Origin of the sequence: Arthrobacter sp. NPDC056886 (assembly GCF_042788715.1) — a bacterium.
GTDB lineage: Bacteria > Actinomycetota > Actinomycetes > Actinomycetales > Micrococcaceae > Arthrobacter.
Window position 1 is genome coordinate 148,194 of sequence record NZ_JBHUBT010000008.1, and the last position, 19,908, is coordinate 168,101.

The 19,908-nt window shown below is 63.8% G+C and carries 19 protein-coding genes; 2 read left to right on the top strand and 17 right to left on the bottom strand.

Annotated elements, in window-relative coordinates; translation table 11 throughout:
* Positions 1-15: 15 nt before the first annotated feature.
* The 5 genes from ACFRJ8_RS15155 to ACFRJ8_RS15175 all read right to left on the bottom strand — a co-directional run bounded on the left by ACFRJ8_RS15155 (position 16) and on the right by ACFRJ8_RS15175 (position 3,973).
* The gene (locus tag ACFRJ8_RS15155; protein ID WP_377986976.1) at positions 16-150 is read right to left on the bottom strand and encodes a hypothetical protein; all 135 of its coding nucleotides are present in this window, start codon (positions 148-150) and stop codon (positions 16-18) included.
* A gap of 316 nt (positions 151-466) precedes the next feature.
* Positions 467-679: a hypothetical protein gene (locus tag ACFRJ8_RS15160; protein WP_377986977.1), complete on the bottom strand. Its 213-nt coding sequence runs from the start codon at positions 677-679 to the stop codon at positions 467-469.
* 232 nt (positions 680-911) lie between these two features.
* Positions 912-1,157 carry a hypothetical protein gene (locus tag ACFRJ8_RS15165; RefSeq protein WP_377986978.1) on the bottom strand — a complete coding sequence of 82 codons (246 nt, stop codon included), beginning with the start codon at positions 1,155-1,157 and terminating at the stop codon, positions 912-914.
* Positions 1,158-1,704: 547 nt separating this feature from the next.
* The gene (locus tag ACFRJ8_RS15170; protein ID WP_377986979.1) at positions 1,705-2,673 is read right to left on the bottom strand and encodes an NAD(P)-dependent oxidoreductase; all 969 of its coding nucleotides are present in this window, start codon (positions 2,671-2,673) and stop codon (positions 1,705-1,707) included.
* Positions 2,666-3,973, bottom strand: a complete 1,308-nt coding sequence (locus ACFRJ8_RS15175; RefSeq protein ID WP_377986980.1) for an MFS transporter — start codon at positions 3,971-3,973, stop codon at positions 2,666-2,668. The genes ACFRJ8_RS15170 and ACFRJ8_RS15175 overlap by 8 nt, the downstream gene beginning before the upstream one ends.
* 81 nt (positions 3,974-4,054) lie before the next feature.
* On the opposite strand from ACFRJ8_RS15175, the gene ACFRJ8_RS15180 reads away from it, so the two are divergent.
* Positions 4,055-4,948 carry a LysR family transcriptional regulator gene (locus tag ACFRJ8_RS15180; protein ID WP_377986981.1) on the top strand — a complete coding sequence of 298 codons (894 nt, stop codon included), beginning with the start codon at positions 4,055-4,057 and terminating at the stop codon, positions 4,946-4,948.
* 317 nt (positions 4,949-5,265) lie between these two features.
* On the opposite strand, the gene ACFRJ8_RS15185 is transcribed toward ACFRJ8_RS15180, so the two are convergent.
* The 12 genes from ACFRJ8_RS15185 to ACFRJ8_RS15240 form a co-directional block, all read right to left on the bottom strand.
* On the bottom strand, positions 5,266-6,006 hold the full coding sequence (locus ACFRJ8_RS15185; RefSeq protein ID WP_377986982.1) for a YoaK family protein: 741 nt from the start codon (positions 6,004-6,006) through the stop codon (positions 5,266-5,268).
* Positions 5,999-7,276, bottom strand: coding sequence for an amidase family protein (locus ACFRJ8_RS15190; protein WP_377986983.1), 1,278 nt, complete (start codon positions 7,274-7,276; stop codon positions 5,999-6,001). Before ACFRJ8_RS15190 ends, ACFRJ8_RS15185 begins: the two co-directional genes overlap by 8 nt.
* The gene (locus ACFRJ8_RS15195; protein ID WP_377986984.1) at positions 7,273-8,382 is read right to left on the bottom strand and encodes an acetamidase/formamidase family protein; all 1,110 of its coding nucleotides are present in this window, start codon (positions 8,380-8,382) and stop codon (positions 7,273-7,275) included. Before ACFRJ8_RS15195 ends, ACFRJ8_RS15190 begins: the two co-directional genes overlap by 4 nt.
* Positions 8,383-8,440: 58 nt before the next feature.
* Complete coding sequence (locus tag ACFRJ8_RS15200) at positions 8,441-9,094, bottom strand: FadR/GntR family transcriptional regulator (RefSeq protein ID WP_377986985.1); 654 nt, start codon at positions 9,092-9,094, stop codon at positions 8,441-8,443.
* A gap of 110 nt (positions 9,095-9,204) precedes the next feature.
* Positions 9,205-10,536 carry an MFS transporter gene (locus ACFRJ8_RS15205; RefSeq protein WP_377986986.1) on the bottom strand — a complete coding sequence of 444 codons (1,332 nt, stop codon included), beginning with the start codon at positions 10,534-10,536 and terminating at the stop codon, positions 9,205-9,207.
* 515 nt (positions 10,537-11,051) lie between these two features.
* Positions 11,052-12,095, bottom strand: coding sequence for an NAD(P)-dependent alcohol dehydrogenase (locus ACFRJ8_RS15210; protein ID WP_377986987.1), 1,044 nt, complete (start codon positions 12,093-12,095; stop codon positions 11,052-11,054).
* Positions 12,096-12,533: 438 nt separating this feature from the next.
* The gene (locus ACFRJ8_RS15215) at positions 12,534-12,989 is read right to left on the bottom strand and encodes a leucine zipper domain-containing protein (protein ID WP_377986988.1); all 456 of its coding nucleotides are present in this window, start codon (positions 12,987-12,989) and stop codon (positions 12,534-12,536) included.
* Positions 12,990-13,264: 275 nt separating this feature from the next.
* Positions 13,265-14,278 carry an alpha/beta fold hydrolase gene (locus ACFRJ8_RS15220; protein WP_377986989.1) on the bottom strand — a complete coding sequence of 338 codons (1,014 nt, stop codon included), beginning with the start codon at positions 14,276-14,278 and terminating at the stop codon, positions 13,265-13,267.
* Between the two features lie 379 nt (positions 14,279-14,657).
* Complete coding sequence (locus ACFRJ8_RS15225) at positions 14,658-15,776, bottom strand: acetamidase/formamidase family protein (protein WP_377986990.1); 1,119 nt, start codon at positions 15,774-15,776, stop codon at positions 14,658-14,660.
* On the bottom strand, positions 15,773-16,198 hold the full coding sequence (locus ACFRJ8_RS15230) for a RidA family protein (protein ID WP_377986991.1): 426 nt from the start codon (positions 16,196-16,198) through the stop codon (positions 15,773-15,775). Before ACFRJ8_RS15230 ends, ACFRJ8_RS15225 begins: the two co-directional genes overlap by 4 nt.
* A gap of 7 nt (positions 16,199-16,205) precedes the next feature.
* On the bottom strand, positions 16,206-17,825 hold the full coding sequence (locus ACFRJ8_RS15235) for an amino acid ABC transporter permease/ATP-binding protein (RefSeq protein WP_377986992.1): 1,620 nt from the start codon (positions 17,823-17,825) through the stop codon (positions 16,206-16,208).
* Between the two features lie 6 nt (positions 17,826-17,831).
* Positions 17,832-18,749 carry an ABC transporter substrate-binding protein gene (locus ACFRJ8_RS15240; protein ID WP_377986993.1) on the bottom strand — a complete coding sequence of 306 codons (918 nt, stop codon included), beginning with the start codon at positions 18,747-18,749 and terminating at the stop codon, positions 17,832-17,834.
* 225 nt (positions 18,750-18,974) lie between these two features.
* Here ACFRJ8_RS15240 and ACFRJ8_RS15245 point away from each other — a divergent pair, with 225 nt between their 5' ends.
* On the top strand, positions 18,975-19,742 hold the full coding sequence (locus ACFRJ8_RS15245; protein WP_377986994.1) for a FadR/GntR family transcriptional regulator: 768 nt from the start codon (positions 18,975-18,977) through the stop codon (positions 19,740-19,742).
* Positions 19,743-19,908 lie beyond the last annotated feature (166 nt).

Genomic DNA, 19,908 nt, shown 5'->3' on the forward strand with positions numbered 1-19,908 from the left:
CGCCATCAAACCTATTCAGTGCCCGGCGCCACGTGGGCTCTGGACCAGCCAGCCGGCGTCGACGTCTCCCAGGCGCCTTTCGATGGCATAGCTTTCTATTTGGTCATCAATTGAGGCCTCTGGCCCCTTGAAGATCTTCAGGACGGACATGGAAATTTTCCTCAGTTTGTGTGGACAAAGGGTTTCACTCAATGCCGATGGTTGGGCGTCACGCTGTCGCGGCCGCGGGACGTTGGCTAGTGACGGGAGAAAGGCGGTTCCATGTCGGTGTAGGAGCCTGGCCGGGTGATGGGAGGGCCTTGCATCTCCACGCGCAAGGTAAACGACTCGGTACCATCAAGTTGGATTTCCACTGGGTCGTGGCCCGTGACTGAAACCGTAAGGGTCTTTTCCGCGAGGGGGAATTGGGTCATGGTCTCTCTTCTTTCTTTAGGCCATGCGGCCGGATCCGTTGGTGGTTAATTCATCAATCCTGATGCTCGAGCGTCTGCCCGAAGGGCACATCGTCGCTGAGCGCGACGGTGAAGGAATCGTGGGCGTGTCTCGTGACGAGAATTCCCTGGCGTCCTTCGCGGATTGCCCTTGTGATGGCAGCGTCCACGGCTTCGTCGAGCTGGCGGTCCAGGCTGGCACGGTCTGTCGCGGTGATTGCCACGGTTAGGTCAGGGGCCGTTCTCATCGGTCTTGTTCTCCTTTTTTCTCGGATTGTTGGCCTCGGCAATCAGCTATATGAGCTAGATCTCAACGAGGACTAATCCCATGTTCGCTCCAGGTGCGGTGTGGCTGGCTACTACCCTGGCGGGTGGACTATCCGGGACAGCGGTTGGCCACCCGGGTGGGCAGTGGACTGGTCTGACGCGCGTATACGAAGTAAACCCGTCACTCACGGTCCCGAACGACCAGGATTCTCTCTACTTTCGTAGCTGGACGATCATCCATACGTGGCTGGCGCTCACGTGCAGTCGGCGGGTCAGGCCGACTTTCTCCGCGGCTCGGTATGTGACACTGGCCAGCCAGCGCTGCTGGGCAGCCAGTCTTCTGGCTCGGCGTCCCGGGCTTGGTGCCGCCACGATTGGCGCGTCCGGCAAGGCACTGCGGCCCTCGTGTTCCATTGCGTTGATGACGGCGCAAGCCACCATCATCGTCGAATCATTCATCGCCCTCTTCTTGTCATGTACGTGCACCGCGCCAGTCCGCCGCATTACCCGGTAAGGTCCCGGGCACGAGCTACTCCCGGTGAACCATTTCCCTGCGAGCGGGGAGGATCCAGCTCGATTCGGAATCCCTTCGCTGGGGTCGCTCAGCTGGCGTCAGCCGGCACGGGAATTCCGGCAAGAGACTGCTGCCGCGCGGGGTCTACAAGCGACGTTACGGATGTTGGGAGGCCATGTCAGCAGGTTTGCCGCTCCCTGCTTTTCCTAGGACTGGCAGTCCTCCCTTCGCCTTAGCAAGAGCGGACGCGGGGATGCACAACGGAAGTGATGGACCAGAGTGCGGAGTTTGGAAAATTCCTGAAGGCAATGCGGTCAGGCATCCAAAGCGAACGAAACGGAGTCCGGTTACGCATCGGCGACTATCGCCGGAGGGGCAGAGCGATCGGGGAGCGGCCCGCTATTGAGCGCGCCAACCATGCATGGTACAGGGGGTCGGTTCTGGCAAGCCCCCCGATTTGCTTGTGGCGCCGCTTCTGGCTTGGTCCTACTTCTACTGCTCCGCCTCGTACACGGCCGCGACGTCTTCCCGGCCGTGACCGGCTCTGACAGTTGCCTTGAGGCGTTCGCGCACCGCTTCCAGGAAGGGCAGCCTGAGTTCCGCGTTCTGCAGGGTCAGTTCGATGTCCTTGAGTGCGAGGTCGACGGCGAAGCCTGCCGGATACTGCTGCTTCTCCATGAGATCGATCTTGGCGAACGCAAAAGGCATGGCTAACGGGGTGGCTTGGAGCGTTCTCACTAGCGTTTCGTGAGGGACTTCCAAGGCGTCACACACCTTCAGAACGTCGGCAATCGCGACAGTCGACGCTGCCAGCCACGTGTTCATGGCCAGTTTGAGGGCGCTTGCTTCCAGCCCGGCCCCGACGACGACAACTTCCTTGCCCAGCCTCTCCAGGACCGGGCGTGCAATGTTCACGGCAGCGTCCTGGCCGGAAACAAGCCAGAGCAGCGCCCCTTGCTGAACTTGGGGGGTGCTTCCCGAGACCGGAGCATCGAGAAACGTGATTCCCTGGCTGGCCGCTGAGTCGCGTAGCTCATGTGCGTCGACCGGCCCGACCGTGCTGACCTGGACCCAGATGGCGTCGGATCTCATGGCCGGCAGCATCTCCTCGGCTACGGCGGCCACGGCCGGTCCGTCCCGCAGCACAGTCAGCACAACATCCGCGTCCGCGACCGCCACCGCGACAGTTCCGGCAGCCACCACTCTGCCCGACTCCGCAGCCACCTCTTCAGCCCGGGCCGCGGTGCGGTTCCACAAACAAACGTCGAAACCACCCTCGGCTAAGCGGGTAGCCATGGCCGCTCCGAGTGCACCCGCACCTAGTACTGCAACAGTTGTCATTTCGTTCTCCCTTGACGGAATATTCTTGGAATCATTTGTCCGGCCGAGGCACGGCCATCGCGCCGACGTGTATGGCACTCCGGGAACTGCAGTCGGCGGAGTTGCATCCCATTCAGCCATGATGCACTCTCCCTTGAATCGGTTGCTTCGAGGTCGTCGGCAGACCGGCGGGTCCCGACGCGCCCCTGCCGTTGGTGCGGATCAGGGTCACGGCGGTGATGACGATCAGTGCCAGCATGAGCGCCCCGAACATCACGACGGACGGGACCATCGGGACTGTCTGCATGATCAGTCCGAGTAGGACGACGGGCAGCGCCATGCCGACGTAGCAGACGAGGAACAGCCCGGCCAGCGCTTCCCCGCGGGTGTCCGGAGGGGAGACGGCGATCACGGTTCCGATCGCTGACTTGAAGATCACGCCTACCCCGGATCCGGCGACGATTCCACCAGCAATCAACACCGGAAGAGACGCAACGGTGATCGCCGCTGTGACCAGGGCGAGTCCCGTTGCGAGGAGGATCAGACCGACGGCGAACTGTGCGGTGCGCTTCCAGCGGGAGGAGAGCACCTGGAAGGCTGCCGAGGAGGCGAAAACGACGAAGGCCACGACACCGGCCACCACGTGGGAGGTGATACCCAGCTGCCCCGAGATGAACGTGGGGGCAAGCGAGGTGAAGAAACCGAACATGGCGAATCCCACGAATGCCATCAGGGCCACCGCCGCATACTGTCCCCGCGCGGCGCGCGGCACCACGACACGCTGGGGACGGTAGGTCCAGGTTCCGTCGACGTGTTTGACGGTTTCGGGAACGATGGCCATCAGCAGCAGCCCGATGAGCAGCAGGAATGCGAAGACCACGAACGGCGTGTAGAGGGGCATCGGCGCGTATTCGGCCATAAGTCCGGTAAGGAGCGGCCCGGTGCCGAGGCCCCCGATGTTGGCTGCGGTGGAGATCACCTCTGGGCGACGGGGTCCGGCGTCGGGTCGTGCCGCACTGTGGAGTTCGGTCATATGTGCGGTGGCGGTTGCGGTGAGCATGCCGATGCCGAGGCCGCAGATGAACCGCGCCAGCAGCAGGCCCGGCAGATCGGGCCAGGCCAGGAAGACCAGGGCTGCGATGACGTTGAGCAGGACGGCCGGAGCGATAAGCCTGCGGCGGCCGAATCTGTCGGAAATGTGTCCTGCCAGGAACAGGCTGACCACCACTCCGGCGGCGTATGCGGCGAAGATGGCCGTGATGGTGAAGGTGCTGAGGCCATCGCGCTGCTGGTAGAGCACATACAGCGGGGCAGGCGCTGCGGCGAAGGCCATCGTGATCGTAAAGACGAAGGCGACGATCCAGAACCCGCGTGCGTGCTTGCGTTCGTGGGCCCGGTTAACGTCCGTATTCGGGGCCTCACTGATTGAAGTAGTAGCCATTTCTCCAGTATTCAACCGCTCACGCATCGCGTCCAACGCTTAATGGTGATGCTATTCATCGTCATTGGCGATACTGGATGCATGCAGCTCTTTCAGATCGAATACTTCGTTGCGGTCGCCGATGCCCTGAGCTTCACCCGCGGTGCCCGCCGAGTCAACATCGTCCAGTCCGCCGTGTCTGCCGGGATTAAACAGCTTGAACGCGAGCTGGGTGCGGAGTTGTTCGTGCGCCGGGGCAGGAGCATACGGCTCACGCCGGCAGGGGAGGCACTTCTCCCGCACGCGCGCGGGATCCTGGCGGACGTCCAGGCTGCCCGGGACGGCGTCGACGCCGCCAGCGGGACGGTGCGGGGCACGGTTGTCCTCGGTATCCTGGCCCATGCCGGTTCCATCGATGTGCTGCGGATCCTGCAGGGGGTCCGCCGGGATTACCCGGACGTCGTCGTGAAGCTCCGGCAAACCGTCCAGGGCACGCGCACCAGCCTAGAGGACCTCCGTTCCGGCGCCCTGGATCTGGCGCTGGTGTCCGTGCCGGAGCAGGCGGCGGCCGGTCTTGAGCTGTTCCCGTTGCACGCCGAGAGCATCGTCTTTGTCTGCCCGGAACACCACCGACTGTCAGGGCGGAAGCGCGTCGTATTGTCCGAGATTGTCGACGAACAATTCATTGACTTTCCCGAGGGCTGGGGAAACCGCGCTGAGGTGGACAAGGCCTTCTCCGCTGCCGGACTGAACCGCACAGTCTCCACCGAGGTGGTGTCCTTCGCCATGGCTCTGGAACTCGTCCGGCAGGACCTCGGCGTCGTGTTCCTGCCCGAGTCAGCGTTGAAGAACGGCGCCGCGACTGGCACCTGGTCCGTGAAAACTCCCCTGAGCTGGAGGATCCAGCTGGCCCGCTCCGCGACCCGTCAACCCACGGCGGCCGAACAGGTGGTGATCGTCAAACTCAGGCAAGCGGCGCGGCCAGCGTTGCCCTGATAAGCCGCTGAAGAGCTGTGCATGACGCACTCGGAACGCAAGACACTGCAGCGTGCCGGCGAAACCAGACCTCCCACTGGAGGAATTCCAGGCATGTTCCAGCCCGAATTCGCGGCAAGGTCAACATCTACATCGCCCGGGTCGATGACAGGCTCCGCCAGGATCCCCCCGCAGCCACCGTGGGGATCCTGCAGCAGCAAGTATGGCCACACCGCGCTACAGCCTCGGCCGCGCGACCGCACTCATGACCGTCGCCTCCTACACGTACAACGCCCTGCCCACCGAGGTCCGCAACGATCTACTGGACGCTGACCTGCTCACCTCGTCGCTCCCACCGATGATGTGGGCTCTGCGGCTGAAGGTGTCTCCTGCTGCGGCGCCCGCTCGCGGGCGAGACCGCCGATCACGGCCACTACGAACGTGAGGAGCGACGTCAGCAGGATTCCGAAGCCGAGGTGGAAGTGCAGCAGTCCGGCACCCGCAGCTGCCCCGGCCAGGATGAGGACGACGGCGGCAAGTCGCCTGCCTGCGTAGGCGCCCGTACCGCCGCCCAGCCGTGAATCTGCGGCCAGGCCAGTCAGGGTTGAGGTCACCACAACTGTGGTTACGTCCTTGACGGCCAAGTGCCGTGCCGTGGCTGCCTGAATCCCCATCGCGGCCGCCAAAACCCCGGTAATGGTCATGGTGACGGGGTCGTCGGCGCGCGGGGTATGTGCGAACAGGACACCGGCAACGGCGGTCATGGTTACACCGACGGTGGTGAGAAGGCCAGTGGTCCTCCGGCTCCAGCCTGCCGTAACAGGCTTGAGGATGCGGCCGGCGATGGCGGCGCCGAGCATGAAGCCCGCCAGAGCGATGGAGGGCCCAAGTACGGGCAGTTTGTCGGCGCCGAGGAGCGCCATGCCCAGAATCACGACGTTGCCGGTCATGTTTCCCGTGAAGACCCGGTCAAGGCCCAGATAGCCCACCGCGTCAATGACCCCGGTAGAAAACGTCAGAACCAGCATGAGGATCAGGTGCAGCCGGGCGGGATTGGCGGACTTCAAACGGTTAAGCATGTTCATTCTTTCGCTGGTGGAGTCGATTTTCGCTGAGTTGGATTGCAAAGGCCAGGATGTCGGCGTCGCGGTTTGCCGGGCCTATGATGCTCAAGCCGCAGGGCAGCCCGTCCCCGGTGGCCAAGGGTATGTTGACCGCCGGAAGCCCGGCAATTCCTGCAATGCAGGTCAGCTGCATCGTGGTGCGGCGCACGTTTTCGATTGCCGCAGCGCCCAATCGGGCCTCGGTGATCAACGGCGCTACAGTCGATGCCGAGGGAAGCACCAGCAGGCCGTTGCCGATGACGGAGCGGATGTGATGCCGGGCAGCGCTGAGCACATTCCGCGCATCCTCGGCCTCGTGGCGATCGACCCCCGATGCAGTGTGGAACCGCGCGGCCACGTCGGCGCCGAGTGAAGACCAGTGGCGGCTGACCCATGGTCCGTGATGCTGCCACGCCTCGTGGCCTTGGACCGTTTGATAGGCGGCAAGCCAGGCGGGAAGGTGCTCCGTGCGGAGACCGGCCGTTTGCAGATCCGGAAGCCCCACAGTCACGGCCCAGGCCGCGAGGTAGTCATCCACCGCGAGGCCCACCTCGGGCTCCGCCAGCGCGAGCAGCTCGGGAGCGACCAGCGCTCCGGTGAACGGCAGCTCAGTCCGCGGCACCTGGGCCAACGGCCCCAGGAACTGCCGGGACGGCAGCAGGACCTTTCCGACGGCGGCAAGCGTCGCGGCGTCGCGTGTCATCCAGCCCACGGTGTCGAACGACGGCGCCAGCGGCAGGAGGCCATCGGTGGGGATGGCTCCGTGGCTGGTGCGGATGCCGTAGAGACCCTGGTATGCGGACGGTACGCGGATCGAGCCGCCCGTGTCGGTCCCCAGTCCGACGGTGGCTTGACCCAGCGAGACCGCGCTTGCCGAACCGGAGGACGATCCTCCGCTGACCCGGCCCGGCGCTTTCGGGTTGGGCGGTGTGCCGTAGTGCGAGTTGGTACCGGCCAGGCTGTAGGCGAACTCGTCCGTCCGGGCTATGCCGGTGACTACGGCGCCCGCTGCCTGCAAGACGGCGACCGCAGCCGCCGTCGTCGTTTCGTCGGGGCTTTCTGCCAGCCGTTCCGCATTGCCGGCACCGATGGGGTACCCTTCCAGGGCGAACAGGTCCTTGACCGCCACGGACGTCCCCGTCAGCGGTCCGGCTCCGGTGGCCGGCAGCAGGGGATCGCCCACTTCGCGCCAGACCCGGGTGTCAAACGCTCCTGGTACCCGGACCGGCATTGCCGGTGCCGTCATCGGAGAAAGTCCTCGACCCGGATGCGGGCGTGCACTCCTTTGACGAGGTCCACCACCTGAGAAATGTTAAAGTCGGTGGCGGCGCTGAGGTAGGCGTAAGCGAGGCTTGGATCCATGTTGTACCGGGCCTGGAGCAGGGCGACGGCGGCGCGGACGCAGTTCTGCACGGCGGTATCGAGGTCTTCATCCATTCCGGTGGGCACCAGGAATTCTGGGGTTTCGGCCATAGGACCGTTCAGGACGCCGAAGTTGCGCACCGCCTCATCCTGCGGCACCACATCAAAACGCAGGCGGACCCGCAGGGATGCCTCCATGGCCGTGAGCGACACCTCGCCGTCACCCTGGGCAAAGTGGGGGTCGCCCACGTAGGCGAGTGCGTCCGGGACTTGGACGGGCAGGTAGAGCGAGTTGCCGGCCGTGAGGAGGTTGATGTCGATGTTTCCACCGTGGCTTCCCGGCGGCACGGAGTGTGGCCGCTGGTCGCCGTTCACCGCGACGCCCATGATTCCGAGGAACGGCTTAAGCGGAAAGTGCACCGAGGGTTCTTCGCCTGGCCGCAGGGGGAGCCAGCCGGACGGCGTTCCATCCGCGGCGTCACGGACGGTGGCGAAGGCGCTGTAGTTATCGGGCCCGAGTGGAAATTCCCCGCTGAGAGCGCCGCGGCCGTGCCGGTTGGAGATCACCCCGTACGGCACGCGTGGTGTCGTTTCCAGCACGGTGATTTTCAGCAGGTCGCCGGGGCGGGCGCCCTTGACGGCTATCGGGCCCGTCACCACGTGGGGGCCGAAGCGGTCCGCGGGCCGCTGGATGTCCGATCCTGCCAGGTCGATGGCGTCTTGCAGCACCATGTGTTCGCTGACGCCATGCGATCCGAAGAACGCAACCGGGTCCCGGCCCTGGTCTTCGATGATGCCCTCGTGGCTGATGGTGTCGACGGTGACGTCGGTGCCGGAATCGATGTTGAGGACGGGGCGGTCGCCTGCGCAGGGAAGTGCTCCCCAGAGGACATTGCGGGTAGAAGAAGGCAGATAGAGGGTGCCGTCCTGGATCCCGTCCCACGATTGCAGGGCAGGAGCGGGCGCGGGCTGGATTAGTGCGGTGGTCACGATTTTTCTCCGGTGTTGTGAATCGACAGGGGGCGCAGGCGGTGGTTGGCCTGCGGCGTCAGTGCTGGGCTTTGATCAGGAGTGCAACGTCTGCCAGGTGGTCGCGCATGGCGACCCCCGCAGCGGTGGCGTCCCGGGCCTGGATGGCGTCGAGAATGTGGCGGTGGCCCTCGATGGAGAGGCGGCGGCCCTCGGTCGTGGAATGCGAGCGGAGGCGGACCTCGGAGGTCCACGAGCTTGTCATGGTGAGGACAGTGGTCATCAGTTGGTTCCGTGCTGCCTGAGCTACGAGGGTGTGGAACTGTATGTCGAGGCGCAGTGCCTCTTCGGGGGACAGATGCTCATTGGACCCGGCGAGGACGTCCTGTAGCTGGATCAGGTCTGCGGCGCTGGACCGCAAGGCGGCGAGTTCGGCCACCAGCGGTTCCATGGCACCGCGCATTTCTGCCACGTCTTGCTGGGCGCTCTCAAAATTGGCGAGCCGGGCGTAAAGCTCGCTGACTTCGGCAGGTGGCGCCGCCACGATGGTTCCCCGCCCCTGAGTGCGTTCCAGCAGGTGCTTTGACTCCAGGTCCTGGAGCGCCGACCGTACCGTGGCCCGGGATACGGACAGCGTTGCGGCCAGTTCACGTTCCGTCGGAAGCTTGTCTCCTGGCTTGAGGCCGCGTGAGGCGATCTCGCGTTCCAGGTAGGCCGCGACCTCGGCGCTCATGGAAGAGGTCTTCCGCAATACGTGGCGTTGGCCTGTCGGGGCGTTCATTGTGGGCCTTTCGTTGTTCGGCGGCGCCGCCGTGTCCTTCAGTCAGTTTTGTTGGTCTGAGGCTACCGCGCCGGCTCGAGTACTGCCGCCGGCTTGGTGAAGCAGAAGGCGATTGCGCCGACGAGGAGCAGCACCGCCGAGAGGTAGAAGCCCGCCTCGAGTGCGCCCGTCGCGTCGGCGAGGGCGCCGGTGATGTAGGGGGCGAAGATGGAGGAGAGCATCCCGGCAAAGTTGAAGTAGCCGTAGGCGCGTGAGTACATGGAGCGCGGGGTGTTTTCGGCCAGGAAGGCGATCAGGATCGGGTCGAGGGCGAGTTTGCCGACCAGCCCGTACACCACCAGGCCCACGATCATGAGGGAGTATTCGCCGGTCAGCGGGACCATGATCTGGCATGCGCCGCCGAGGACGGACAGCAGGACGATCAGCGGGCGCGTGTTGCTCAGGCGCCGGGCAAGCATGCTCAGCAGGATAGCGCCGGGGATGGACGCCCAGGGGACCAGCGAGGCGATGATGCCGGTCTGGGAGGGGGCGACGTCGCGGGCCTGCTGGAGGTAGGTGGGCAGCCAGGTCAGCATCGAGAAGAATCCGTAGAGGGAGCAGAAGATCAGCACGTAGGTGAGGATGTGGTTGCGGGTGAAGAGCGCCCTGTTCGATTCCTTGGCGGCCGGGACCGCACCGTTCAGTTCGAAATCGGCCGTCTTGGCGACCTGGGCTTTGTGCTCGGCATCGATCGGGGCGAGGAAGTAGTTGATCAGGAAGGCTACAGCCAAGGTGGCGGCGCCGAAGATGATGAACGAAACCTGCCACTCCAGGCCCAGGGTGAAGGTGAAGTAGCTGGAACTGATGAAGCCGAGCGAGATGCCAACGGCCATGCCGCTGTTGATGAGGGCGGCGGAGACGCCGCGCCATTTGTCGGAGATGTAGCTGGAGGAGATGCCGTAAACCGGGCTGTAGAAGGTTCCCTCGCCGATTCCGGTGAAGGCGCGCATCAGCAGGAAGATCATGAAGCCCGGCGCGAAGCCGCTGAGGATGGTGCCGATGCCGAAGATCACGTAGCCGGCGACCACCACCTTGACGCGGCCGATCCGGTCCGCGAGGTAGCCGGTGGGGATCTGCATCAGGGCGTAGGTCAGGAAGAAGACGGTGGACATCAGGCCGAGCTGGCCCTTGTTCAGACCCCACTGTTCCTGGATGACGCTCATCACGGGGGAGAGGATGTTGCGGTCCGCGTACATGAAGACCCAGCCCAGGGAGAACAGAAGGGTGACGGCGACCGGACCGGGGCGCTTGCCGCTGACGGGCAGCAGCCGACGCTTTGGCGGAATTGAAGTACTTGGCCGAACTGCCGGCAGCGTTCCCGCTGGCTCGGGCTTTTGGGCGGTTGAGACGTTCAAGGGGTGCTCCTGAAGGCTTGGGGGGCATTGGTAGTTTGGTCGGACCAATTACCAAGTTAGGGCACAGAACCCTTGAATTTGCGGGGGTGAGGAGCATTAAACGGCTCTGAAACGCGGTTTAACACGGTGTTAACATGACCGCATTGAGAACGACCCAAACGCCCGTTCCGGGAGGGGTTTTGCGAGCTAGGAGCCTGAATATTACGTGCGGGGGAGAGCGGGAAGGCCTGTGACTGCTGCACGTCTGGGCAGAAGCTAGCGCATGAAAGATGAGGACCGCCACCTGGCGAGTTTCCGTCGTGCCCGAGCTGCGGGCCAGCCGTCTGGCCGAGAAGGCCGGGGTCCGGCCCGGGCCGTGCGGGTCGCGGGCCTGCACGAGGACCCGGACATTATCGCCGAGGTCCGCAACGCGGCACTGACCCGAATCGCCTCCGCGAATGGAGCGGATCGGCGCCAGGGCGGCCCGCCTGCTGGTGCTGACGGGCCGCGTGGAATGGATGAATTCGGGTGTCCGTTTAGCTCATTGTGCTCGTGTCAATGACGAAGCGGTACCGCACGTCGGAGGCCAGTACGCGCTCGTAGGCGTCGTTAATTTTCGCGGCCGGGATGACTTCGATCTCGGCGCCGAGGTGGTGTTCGGCGCAGAAGTCGAGCATTTCCTGGGTCTCGCGGATGCCGCCGATCATTGAGCCTGCGAAGGACCTGCGCCCCAGGATGAGGGAGAACGCGTTCACCGGGAGTGGTTCCGCGGGCGCGCCGACGTTCACTAGGGCGCCGTCGAGGGTCAACAGCTGCAGGTAGGAGCTGATGTCGATCGGGGCGCTGACGGTGTTCACGATCAGGTCGAAAGTGCCGGCGAGCTGTTCGAAGGTGGTGGGGTCGCTGGTGGCGAAGTAATGGTCCGCGCCCAGGCGAAGACCGTCTTCCATCTTCTTGAGCGATTGGGACAGGACTGTGACGTCGGCGCCCATGGCGTGGGCTTGCTGGACGGCCATGTGCCCGAGTCCGCCAAGCCCGACGATGGCCACCTTTTTGCCGGGGCCCGCGCCCCAGTGGCGCAGCGGGGAGTAGGTGGTGATGCCTGCGCAGAGCAGCGGTGCGGCGACGTCGAGCTCGAGGGTGTCCGGGATCGTCACGACGAAAGCCTCGGTTACGACGACGTGGGTGGAGTACCCGCCCTGGGTGACCGTCCCGTCGCGGTCAACGGCTCCGTAGGTGCCGGTCATCCCCGCGAGGCAGTATTGCTCCTCGCCCTTGCGGCAGTTGGTGCACTCGCCGCAGGAGTTGACCATGCAGCCGACGCCGACACGGTCACCGATCTTGTGGCGGGTGACCTCGGAGCCGATCCCGGTGACGATGCCGGCGATCTCGTGGCCGGGGGTGAGTGGATACTGCTGTGGTCCCCAGTCGCCGCGCACCGTGTGGATGTCCGAGTGGCAGATGCCGGCGTACTTGATTTCGATCAGCACGTCGTGGGGACCTGTATCGCGACGTTCAATGGTGGTTGGGACCAGCGGCTCGGTAGCGGACGGGGCTGCGTAAGCGTTAGCGGTAGGCATGTTTCTCCAGTGTGTTGGTTGAGACATTTTCTTGGGTCAGTGAAGGGTTTTTTGATCGCGGCATCGGGCACGTTCTCCACGGGCACGACGACGGCGCCGTTCATCACTGATGCTCGAATGAGCTTTCCTTTCGGCATCTCTCTCTAAAGGAAACACGAGATAAATCCGCTGAGGGAGTCCCCGATGATCCTAGGACTGGCGGATCCCCCTTAGCGTGCCGGGCTGCTATGACTGAAGCGCGATCCTAAGCGTCAGGTTGGCGACGGTAGTGACGAGCAGCTGGCCGACGGCAAGTCCGCCCTGAACGTCCGGAGTGAGCCGATCCGGTCGGTTCAGCCGGCGTGCGCCGGCGTCAGTGGTTGTTCTCTTTGATTTCCTTGAGCACGGTTATGGCGCTCAAGGCGTTCGGCTTTGCCGTTGGTCTAGGGGCAGCGGGGCTTAAAAAAGCGTTGAACGGCTCCGAGATCGGCCTGGCGGAATGCAGTCGAGTTCCGATAGGCGAAGGCGTTTTCGGTGACGCGTTCTATCCGGTGGATGCCGTGCTCGGCGAAGTAACGGGCCGCACGGGTCAGGATCCTGCCGCGGTGGCGCCCTTTCATCCGGGAGGGCTTGGGCATCGCCGATGCGGGTGTGGTCATCGGTGGCGACGCGGACGCAGTCGTACCTGTTGCCGCTCCCTTGAGCTGCTCGGAACATCCGTCGGACGTTCAGGACGGCTTGTCCCCGTTCGGCACTCGTGCGTGTGGGTGTTGATCTAGGCCGGCTCGAGCGGTCTGGCAGTCCAGTTGCCCCCTCGGCCCCGAACCGTATGATCCACCGGTATGCGGTGTGCCGGGACACGCCCAACTCCGCAGCAATTGGGCGACCGGGTGCAGCCGGCAGCCACGCGGTCAACGATCCGGCGTCGTCCAGTAACCGTCAAACGGACATAAAGCGGGACATGAGGACCTCCGAGTGCAAAGTGTGTGAACAAGACAGCTCCACTAAGCCCGGAGGTCCTCCTCGTTTTCTAACCCTCCGTGTCAACAACGTCCCGGCGCAGTACACCTAGTGCGAAGAGCGACTAGGACGCCGCCTCTTGGACGCCGCCCGCCGAACACGGCATTCGTCGCGACGACGCCCTCGGGGTCGGAGGGGGACTGGTCATTGTCTGCTGATGCCTCTCGTGGTCAGGTGTCGAGCCAGGCGTGTACCTGCTCGGTCAAGAATTTTAGGTCGGCAGGGATGGTGCGCGGATTCCCGGCACGGTGTCCCCAGACGCTCTGGATCGGGGCGATCTTCCCGTGCCTTAGATGAGCGAGTTCGGCTTCGTTGTCAGCGACACGGAAGTACAGGTCGGTTGTGCTGGGCATCAACAGCACCCGCGCTTGGATCGACGCGAGCGCTGCCGGATGGTCCCCGTTGTGACCGGCGCTGATGTCCGATTCCTGCCAGGTGATCGCCTGTGCGTAGAGGTTGGCCCCGAGCCGGCGTCCGAACCTTGCCTCCCAGTCGGTGCTGATGTAGGTGGCCAGGTCGGGCGCGCCGAGTGCGGTCTCGAACAATCCCTCCCGGTAGAAGTCCTGGCTGAGTCCCCAGCCGGCGTATACGTGGGCGAACGCGCGGATCGCGGCGACCGGCTCGGAGCTGAATCGTCCCCCGCCAATGTGTTCGGGGGCGGCCTCGAGGATGCGCAGCAGCCCGGAGAGGAACACGCGGTTGTGGACGGAGGTCTTGCTGCTGCCGCAGACGACGATCGCCCGCTCTACAAGCTCCGGATACAGGGTGGCCCAGTGGTAGGCCTGCCCGCCTCCCATAGAGAACCCGTAGGCGGCAGCCACACTCGTGACACCGAACTGCTCGGTGATCAGCCGGTATTGCGCCCTGACGTTGTCGGCCATCGTCACAACGGCCGGGAAGCCCGGGTCATGAGACGCGCTCGATGACAGGCCACCGGAGAACATGTCAGGGATGATGATGAACCAGCGATCCGGGTCGAGCACGAGGCCGGGACCGATCAGCCAGGACAGGTCCATATGCGTCGCCTCATAGCTGCACGGGTAGACGATGACGTTGTCCCGTGCCTCGTTAAGCGTTCCATGGGTCTGCCAGGAGAGCCTCGCGTCCTTGATTACCCCTCCGCGCTCGACCTCGAGGTCGCCGAGTTCGAAGATGCCGGTAGTGACCTGCCATCGGCCTCTCATGCGAGGATCCAGTTCGGAAGAACCGCGAGTACGCCCGGGCAATGTCCGCGCGGAACCGCGAACATTCGCTGCTGCGGCGGCAACTTTTGCCTGTCGAGACAACCGTAGGCGTCGAGCGAACCCACGACCGTAGTGTCCCCCGGATCGACGGTGGGCACGGGTGCGTGGGACGGGCTGTCCACCGTGGTATCGGGCAGTGGCGCGAGTTCTTGGCTGGGCATGTCTATCGTTCCTCTTGGTTGTCAGTTGGCGGTGATGGAAAAGTGCCGTGGCCGGAAGGCCGAGCGAGACCGGACGCCGCTTCGCGCCGGGAAGGGGGAGGCCGCCACGCCTGCCGGGTCCGTGGGTTAGATGAGAATCCGGCAGGCTGGTGGTGATTTCAGGACCAGTGGGCGAAATCGGCCTTGCGTATTTTGCAGTGGACGCCTTTGACGTCGTCTACCACCTGGCTGATTTCGAAGTCCGAGGCCGCTGAGAGGTATGCCATTGCCGCTTGCCGGGGTACTCCCAGGTGGGTATTGAGGAAGATGACGGCGTTGCGGACGGCTTGGCGCATGGCTTCGTTGAGGTCGGCGTCCATTCCGGATGGTATCCAGTGGGTTGGGGTTTCCAGAAAGGGGTTCTTGAGCAGGCCCGCGTGCCGCGCTGCGTCTTTGGCATTGATGACTGTCAGGCGCACCGTGGCTCTTAGGGGTGCTTCGAGTGCGGTGAGTGCAACCTCGCCGTTTCCTTGTGCGAAGTGCGGGTCTCCTACGTAAAAGCCTGCGCCTGCGGTCTGGACGGGCAGGTACAGAGTGGTCCCCGCTGTGGCTTCTTTGATGTCGATGTTTCCCCCATGGTCTCCCGGGGGTATAGAAGGTACAGGACTGGATGTGTCGGGGGCGACTCCCATTAGGCCGAGGAACGGGCTGAGCGGGAAGTGCAGGGTTCGGTCGTGTCCGGCATCCATCACCCCTGTGAGGGCTCCGCCGTCGTCTACTACCTGGCTGAAGTGGCTGATCGTTGTGGGGGCCGCGATCCGGTCGATGTCTCGGAGATATTCGGAGCCCTCCGGGTCCGGGAACTCATCCGGGAGTGCCCCGAAGCCGTGCCTGCTGCTGATGAACCCGTAGGGTGCCCTGAGGTCAAGGGACAGGATGTCTATTTTGAGCAGGTCCCCGGGTTCTGCGCCTTCAACGGTGATCGGGCCGGTCACGACGTGGGGCCCGTCGTCGGGGTCCCGCGCAACTTCCCGGGAAATGGTCTGCACATCGGTCAGCACCTGGTCGCGTGCGACGCCGAACTGGGCGAGGTAAGCGACCGGATCGCTGCCCTGGTCTTCCATCAGGCCTTCGTGACTGACGGTATCGATGGTCACGGTCTCGCCGGAGAGGACCTTGAGTACGGGTGCCGTGTCACGGTTGGGTAACCATCCCCATTGGACCTCCCCTGGCCGGGAGGTGAGGTAGTGCTCGCCTGGGATGGGACCGGTGCCTGATTCCAGGAAGAATCTGCTCATGTTTCCTCTGTTTCTGTGATGCCTGCGATGAGGTCGATTTCGATGGCGGCGTCTACTGCCAGGCCGGTGGTTCCCACGCAGGTGCGGCTGGGCAGGGGCCCTGCAAACCAGGTGGCGTAGGCGCGGTTGAATTCTTCAAAGTCTGAGAAGTCGCGGAGGTAGACCCGGACCATGAGACTGTCATCGAGGGTTGCGTTGAATTGGCGTAAGACTGCCTGCAGGTTTTGCCGGACCTGGTCGGCCTGTTCCCGGATTCCTCCGGCAACGAGGCGCCCGGTGTCGGGGTCTGTGGGCATCTGGCCGGTGACGAAGAGGATGGAGCCCCATCGGGTGGCGTGCGCGAAGGGACCGACCTGTGGCGGAACGCCGGCGGTGGCGTCGAAGGTGTACGTCTCTTTCAAGGGGGCGGTGGTTGGCGGCATACGTGTCCTAGAGTTCGGCGGTGCCCATTGCGCGGAGGAATTTCGCGACCAGTGGGCTTTGCGGGTTGTTGATGACCTCGGCAGCCGGGCCCTGTTCGACGAGGGTGCCGGAGGCCATGAATACGACACGGTCGGCGACTTCCCTGGCGAACCGGAGCTGGTGGGTCGCGATGAGCATCGTCAGACCGTCTTCGAAAGCGAGCCGGCGGATGACATCCAGGACTTCGAAGACCAGTTCGGGATCCAGTGCCGAGGTTGGTTCGTCCAGGAGCAGGACCCGAGGTTTGGCCGCCAGCGTCCTGGCGATCGCGACGCGTTGCTGCTGGCCGCCGGAAAGGTGGCGAGGGAGTACGTCGGCCCGGTCGGCCAGGCCGACGCGGTCCAGGAGTTCGTCGGCCTGGGCCAGGGCTGCTGCCGGTGCAAGGCCTTCGACCCAGCGCAGAGGTGCGGCGACGTTTTGGCGGGCGGTGAGGTGGCTGAAAAGGTTGAAGTGCTGGAAAACCATGCCCACGCCCAGTTCCGCGCGTTGCCGGGCGATCTGGCGTTCGGGCAGTGACCGACCGTCGCTCCTGTATCCCAGCCGGGAACCGTCGATCAGGATGTGGCCGGAGTCGAACGTCTCCAGATGGTTGATGGTCCGCAGCAGGGTGCTCTTGCCGGAACCGCTGGGCCCGAGCAGTGCGGTGACTTCCCCCCGGTTCACCGTGAGGTTCAGCCCGCGCAGGACCATGTTTGATCCATAGGACTTATAAAGATCGCTCACCTCGATAAGCGGGGTTCCCGAAGCCTGCGGAGCTGTTCCGGCGTCGGGGGCCCGGCGTGGCCTCACGGGGGAGAGCGCAGGTGAATCCATGGCGGGCGGAAAGTCCGGTATCTCAAGAAATTCCAAGGGATCAAATTGCTCTGCCACGGGTTTATCGGTCCCGTCCTGGCTTCTACGCCACGGGACGAGGCGCGAGACGATGGAGGTGCGGTGCGTCCGGTCCAGATTCAGGGCATCTTCGATCAGGAGCTGGATGACCGAAATGAGCCCGGTCAGGGCCAGATACATGACGCCGGAAGCGAAGAAGATCCCGAAATAGTCGAACGTCGAGGATGCCAGCTGCTGGCTGCGCAGCGTCAGCTCGGGCACGGCAATGATAGAGGCCAGGGCGGAATTCTTCATCGTGGACACGGCTTCGTTCCCGAGCGCTGGCACCATGCTGCGCAGCGCCTGGGGGCCGATAATATGGCGCATCAGCCGCCCGGGTTCCATGCCCAGCGCCCGTCCGGCGGAAAGCTGGCCGCGGTCCACGCCGAGGACGGCGGACCGGAAAATTTCCGCGAAAAACGTGGCCTCGTTCATCGCCAGGGCGACGCCCCCGGCGACCATCGGCGGCAGCACGATGCCGATATGCGGCAGTGCGGTGAAGACGAACACCAGCTGCAGGATCAGTGGTGTGCCGCGGTAGATCACGGTGTAGCCGCGGGCTGCACCGGACAGGACACGGAATCTGCTCAGCTGCATCCAGGCCAGCATGATCCCAAGGACCAGTCCGCCGGCGAATCCCAGTCCTGTCAGCTGCAGGGTGAACAGCGTCCCCTGTAACAGGTAGGGGAGGGTGAGGTAGTGGAGGAACTCTTCCATCGTTGGCTACTTGGTAGACAGAACTGTGGGGGCGTCCAGGGCGTTCTCGTCAAGCTTCCACTTCTTGGCCAGCTCGGTCTGCAGACCGCTGGACTGCACCTGGGTCAGGGCGGCCAGCACGGCGTCACGGAAGCCCGTCTTGTTCTGGGGAACGCCGATACCGATCTTGTAGGGCAGGGTCACGGCGGTGGCCTTGGACATCTTGTCGGTGTGTTCGGAAACGAAGGTATTTACGGTGTTGACGTCATTGATGTAGGCATCCGCGCGTCCGGCCATGATGGCCTGGGCGCAGTCGGCGTTGTTATCAAAGAGGCTTACCGTGGGTTCGGGCAGCCCGGCCGTCTTGCAGCCCGGTGCCAGGGCCTGGACCAGGGGCACCTCAACGAAGCCCTTGTTCAAGGCGACGGTTGCACCACAAAGTGACTTGTTGATGCCGTCAATTTTTTTCGGGTTGTCCTTGGCGACCAGAATCCCGTCGAACACCTTGGAGTACGTCACGAAGTCCACGTTTGCCGCACGCTCCTCCGTGGCGTACAGATCCGAAATCACGATGTCGGCCTGTCCGCTGCTGAGTGTGGGGATGAGCTCGGCGAACGCGACGGGAACGTAGCTGACGGAATAGCCCAGGCAGGAGCCGATGGCTTCGCCCAGATCGATGTCGAACCCGACGTACTTTGTCGGGTCCTGGGGGTCGAGGGCCTCGTATCCGGGGGTGTGGGGATTGACCGCATTCTTCAGCGTCTTGCCTGCCAGCTCGGGGTGGTTCTTCTGCAGGTCTTTGCAGGCCGCCGAGGAGGCCAGGGAAGCATAGGCCGCTGGGGCTGCGGTGGTGCCGCCGGCCGCTGCGCCGCCGCCGCAACCGGTCAGAACGAGGGCGGAAGCAGAAACGGCTGCAAGGGAAGCTGTCCGGAAGATATGTTTCATGAGGGGTCCTTTGAAAGTTGGGTTTTCCTGGCCGACGGGAAAGAATTTTCGTTGGGAAGCAGTCGGCTTCGAATCTTTACTTGGTCGGATGGTTGGACCAAGATTGATCCAAGAATATGCAGTTAAAAGTCTGTTTCTTCGGGATATTCAAGGCTGTAACGAAGGATTTACGTCCCGGAAACAAGATGCAGGACGACGTCGCAGGGACAAGAAATCGGAGCAAAAATGAGCAACATGGAGATACCCCCGCTGCGGCGCCGCAGCGGGCACGCGAGTGCAGAGCTCGCCGCCCACTTCGAAAAACTCATCGCTTCAGGTGACCTGCAACCGGGAATGCGGATCCCCGCGGAACGGGAGCTGGCTGTCAGCATGTCCGTCTCACGGACTACGCTGCGCGAGGCCATGCATGAACTGGAAGCCAAGCACCTTATTGAACGCCGGCCGGGACGGGGCACAACGGTGCTCGGGCCTTCTTTGGAGGTCGGCGTTCTCATCGATACCCTCAACGACCTTGAGCTTCAGGTCCGGCACGCGGCTGAGATGCGGTTCGTCGTCGAGCCTCGAATCGCAGGCTTCGCGGCCAGGCGGGCTACGGCCGCTGATATCCTCCGATTGCACGAGGTGCTCGATCAATCCGGTGACCATCTCCGTCCCTCCGAATCGCTCAGTCTGGACCTGCAGTTCCACACGCTGCTGGCGGAGGCAGCGCAAAACCCTCTTCTGAGCGCGGTCCACCGGCTGTCAGCGGAATGGACCGGCGACCTCAGAGCCCATTCACATGCAACCAGGGCGGCCCGGCATGCCTCGACTGATGGGCACCGGATCATTCTGGCTGCCGTAATTGCCCATGATGCCCAGGCGGCCGAAGACGCAATGGAACAGCACCTCAGGGAGGTGGCAGATCTCGTCTCACAAGGAGCTCTGCGAGAGGACAGCAAAGCCAACCAGACCGCTCAACCAACGCCGATGGGCGCGAGCGAACGGAAGCCTTAGCTGACGTCCGCCTGTCCGGCTCGGGGTTGCCCGCACCGACCTTCGGAAAGAATAGACATGCTTACGCCTGGGCGTGACGGACCGGCCATAGGTGCGCTTGTGGCTCATGCTGCTCAATAAATGCTTCCAGGCCGGGAGGAATGCTGCTCTCCTTTGGTCCATAGGT

Coding starts and splice junctions, on each gene's coding strand:
- ACFRJ8_RS15155 (WP_377986976.1), bottom strand. CDS start 150: ATGTCCGTCCTGAAGATCTTCAAGGGGCCAGAGGCCTCAATTGATGAC.
- ACFRJ8_RS15165 (WP_377986978.1), bottom strand. CDS start 1,157: ATGAATGATTCGACGATGATGGTGGCTTGCGCCGTCATCAACGCAATG.
- ACFRJ8_RS15200 (WP_377986985.1), bottom strand. CDS start 9,094: ATGAGCGCCGAGGTCGCGGCCTACCTGGAACGCGAGATCGCCTCACGC.
- ACFRJ8_RS15220 (WP_377986989.1), bottom strand. CDS start 14,278: ATGAGAGGCCGATGGCAGGTCACTACCGGCATCTTCGAACTCGGCGAC.
- ACFRJ8_RS15190 (WP_377986983.1), bottom strand. CDS start 7,276: ATGACGGCACCGGCAATGCCGGTCCGGGTACCAGGAGCGTTTGACACC.
- ACFRJ8_RS15235 (WP_377986992.1), bottom strand. CDS start 17,825: ATGGAAGAGTTCCTCCACTACCTCACCCTCCCCTACCTGTTACAGGGG.
- ACFRJ8_RS15245 (WP_377986994.1), top strand. CDS start 18,975: ATGAGCAACATGGAGATACCCCCGCTGCGGCGCCGCAGCGGGCACGCG.
- ACFRJ8_RS15185 (WP_377986982.1), bottom strand. CDS start 6,006: ATGCTTAACCGTTTGAAGTCCGCCAATCCCGCCCGGCTGCACCTGATC.
- ACFRJ8_RS15175 (WP_377986980.1), bottom strand. CDS start 3,973: ATGGCTACTACTTCAATCAGTGAGGCCCCGAATACGGACGTTAACCGG.
- ACFRJ8_RS15230 (WP_377986991.1), bottom strand. CDS start 16,198: ATGCCGCCAACCACCGCCCCCTTGAAAGAGACGTACACCTTCGACGCC.
- ACFRJ8_RS15180 (WP_377986981.1), top strand. CDS start 4,055: ATGCAGCTCTTTCAGATCGAATACTTCGTTGCGGTCGCCGATGCCCTG.
- ACFRJ8_RS15210 (WP_377986987.1), bottom strand. CDS start 12,095: ATGCCTACCGCTAACGCTTACGCAGCCCCGTCCGCTACCGAGCCGCTG.
- ACFRJ8_RS15225 (WP_377986990.1), bottom strand. CDS start 15,776: ATGAGCAGATTCTTCCTGGAATCAGGCACCGGTCCCATCCCAGGCGAG.
- ACFRJ8_RS15170 (WP_377986979.1), bottom strand. CDS start 2,673: ATGGCTGAATGGGATGCAACTCCGCCGACTGCAGTTCCCGGAGTGCCA.
- ACFRJ8_RS15160 (WP_377986977.1), bottom strand. CDS start 679: ATGAGAACGGCCCCTGACCTAACCGTGGCAATCACCGCGACAGACCGT.
- ACFRJ8_RS15240 (WP_377986993.1), bottom strand. CDS start 18,749: ATGAAACATATCTTCCGGACAGCTTCCCTTGCAGCCGTTTCTGCTTCC.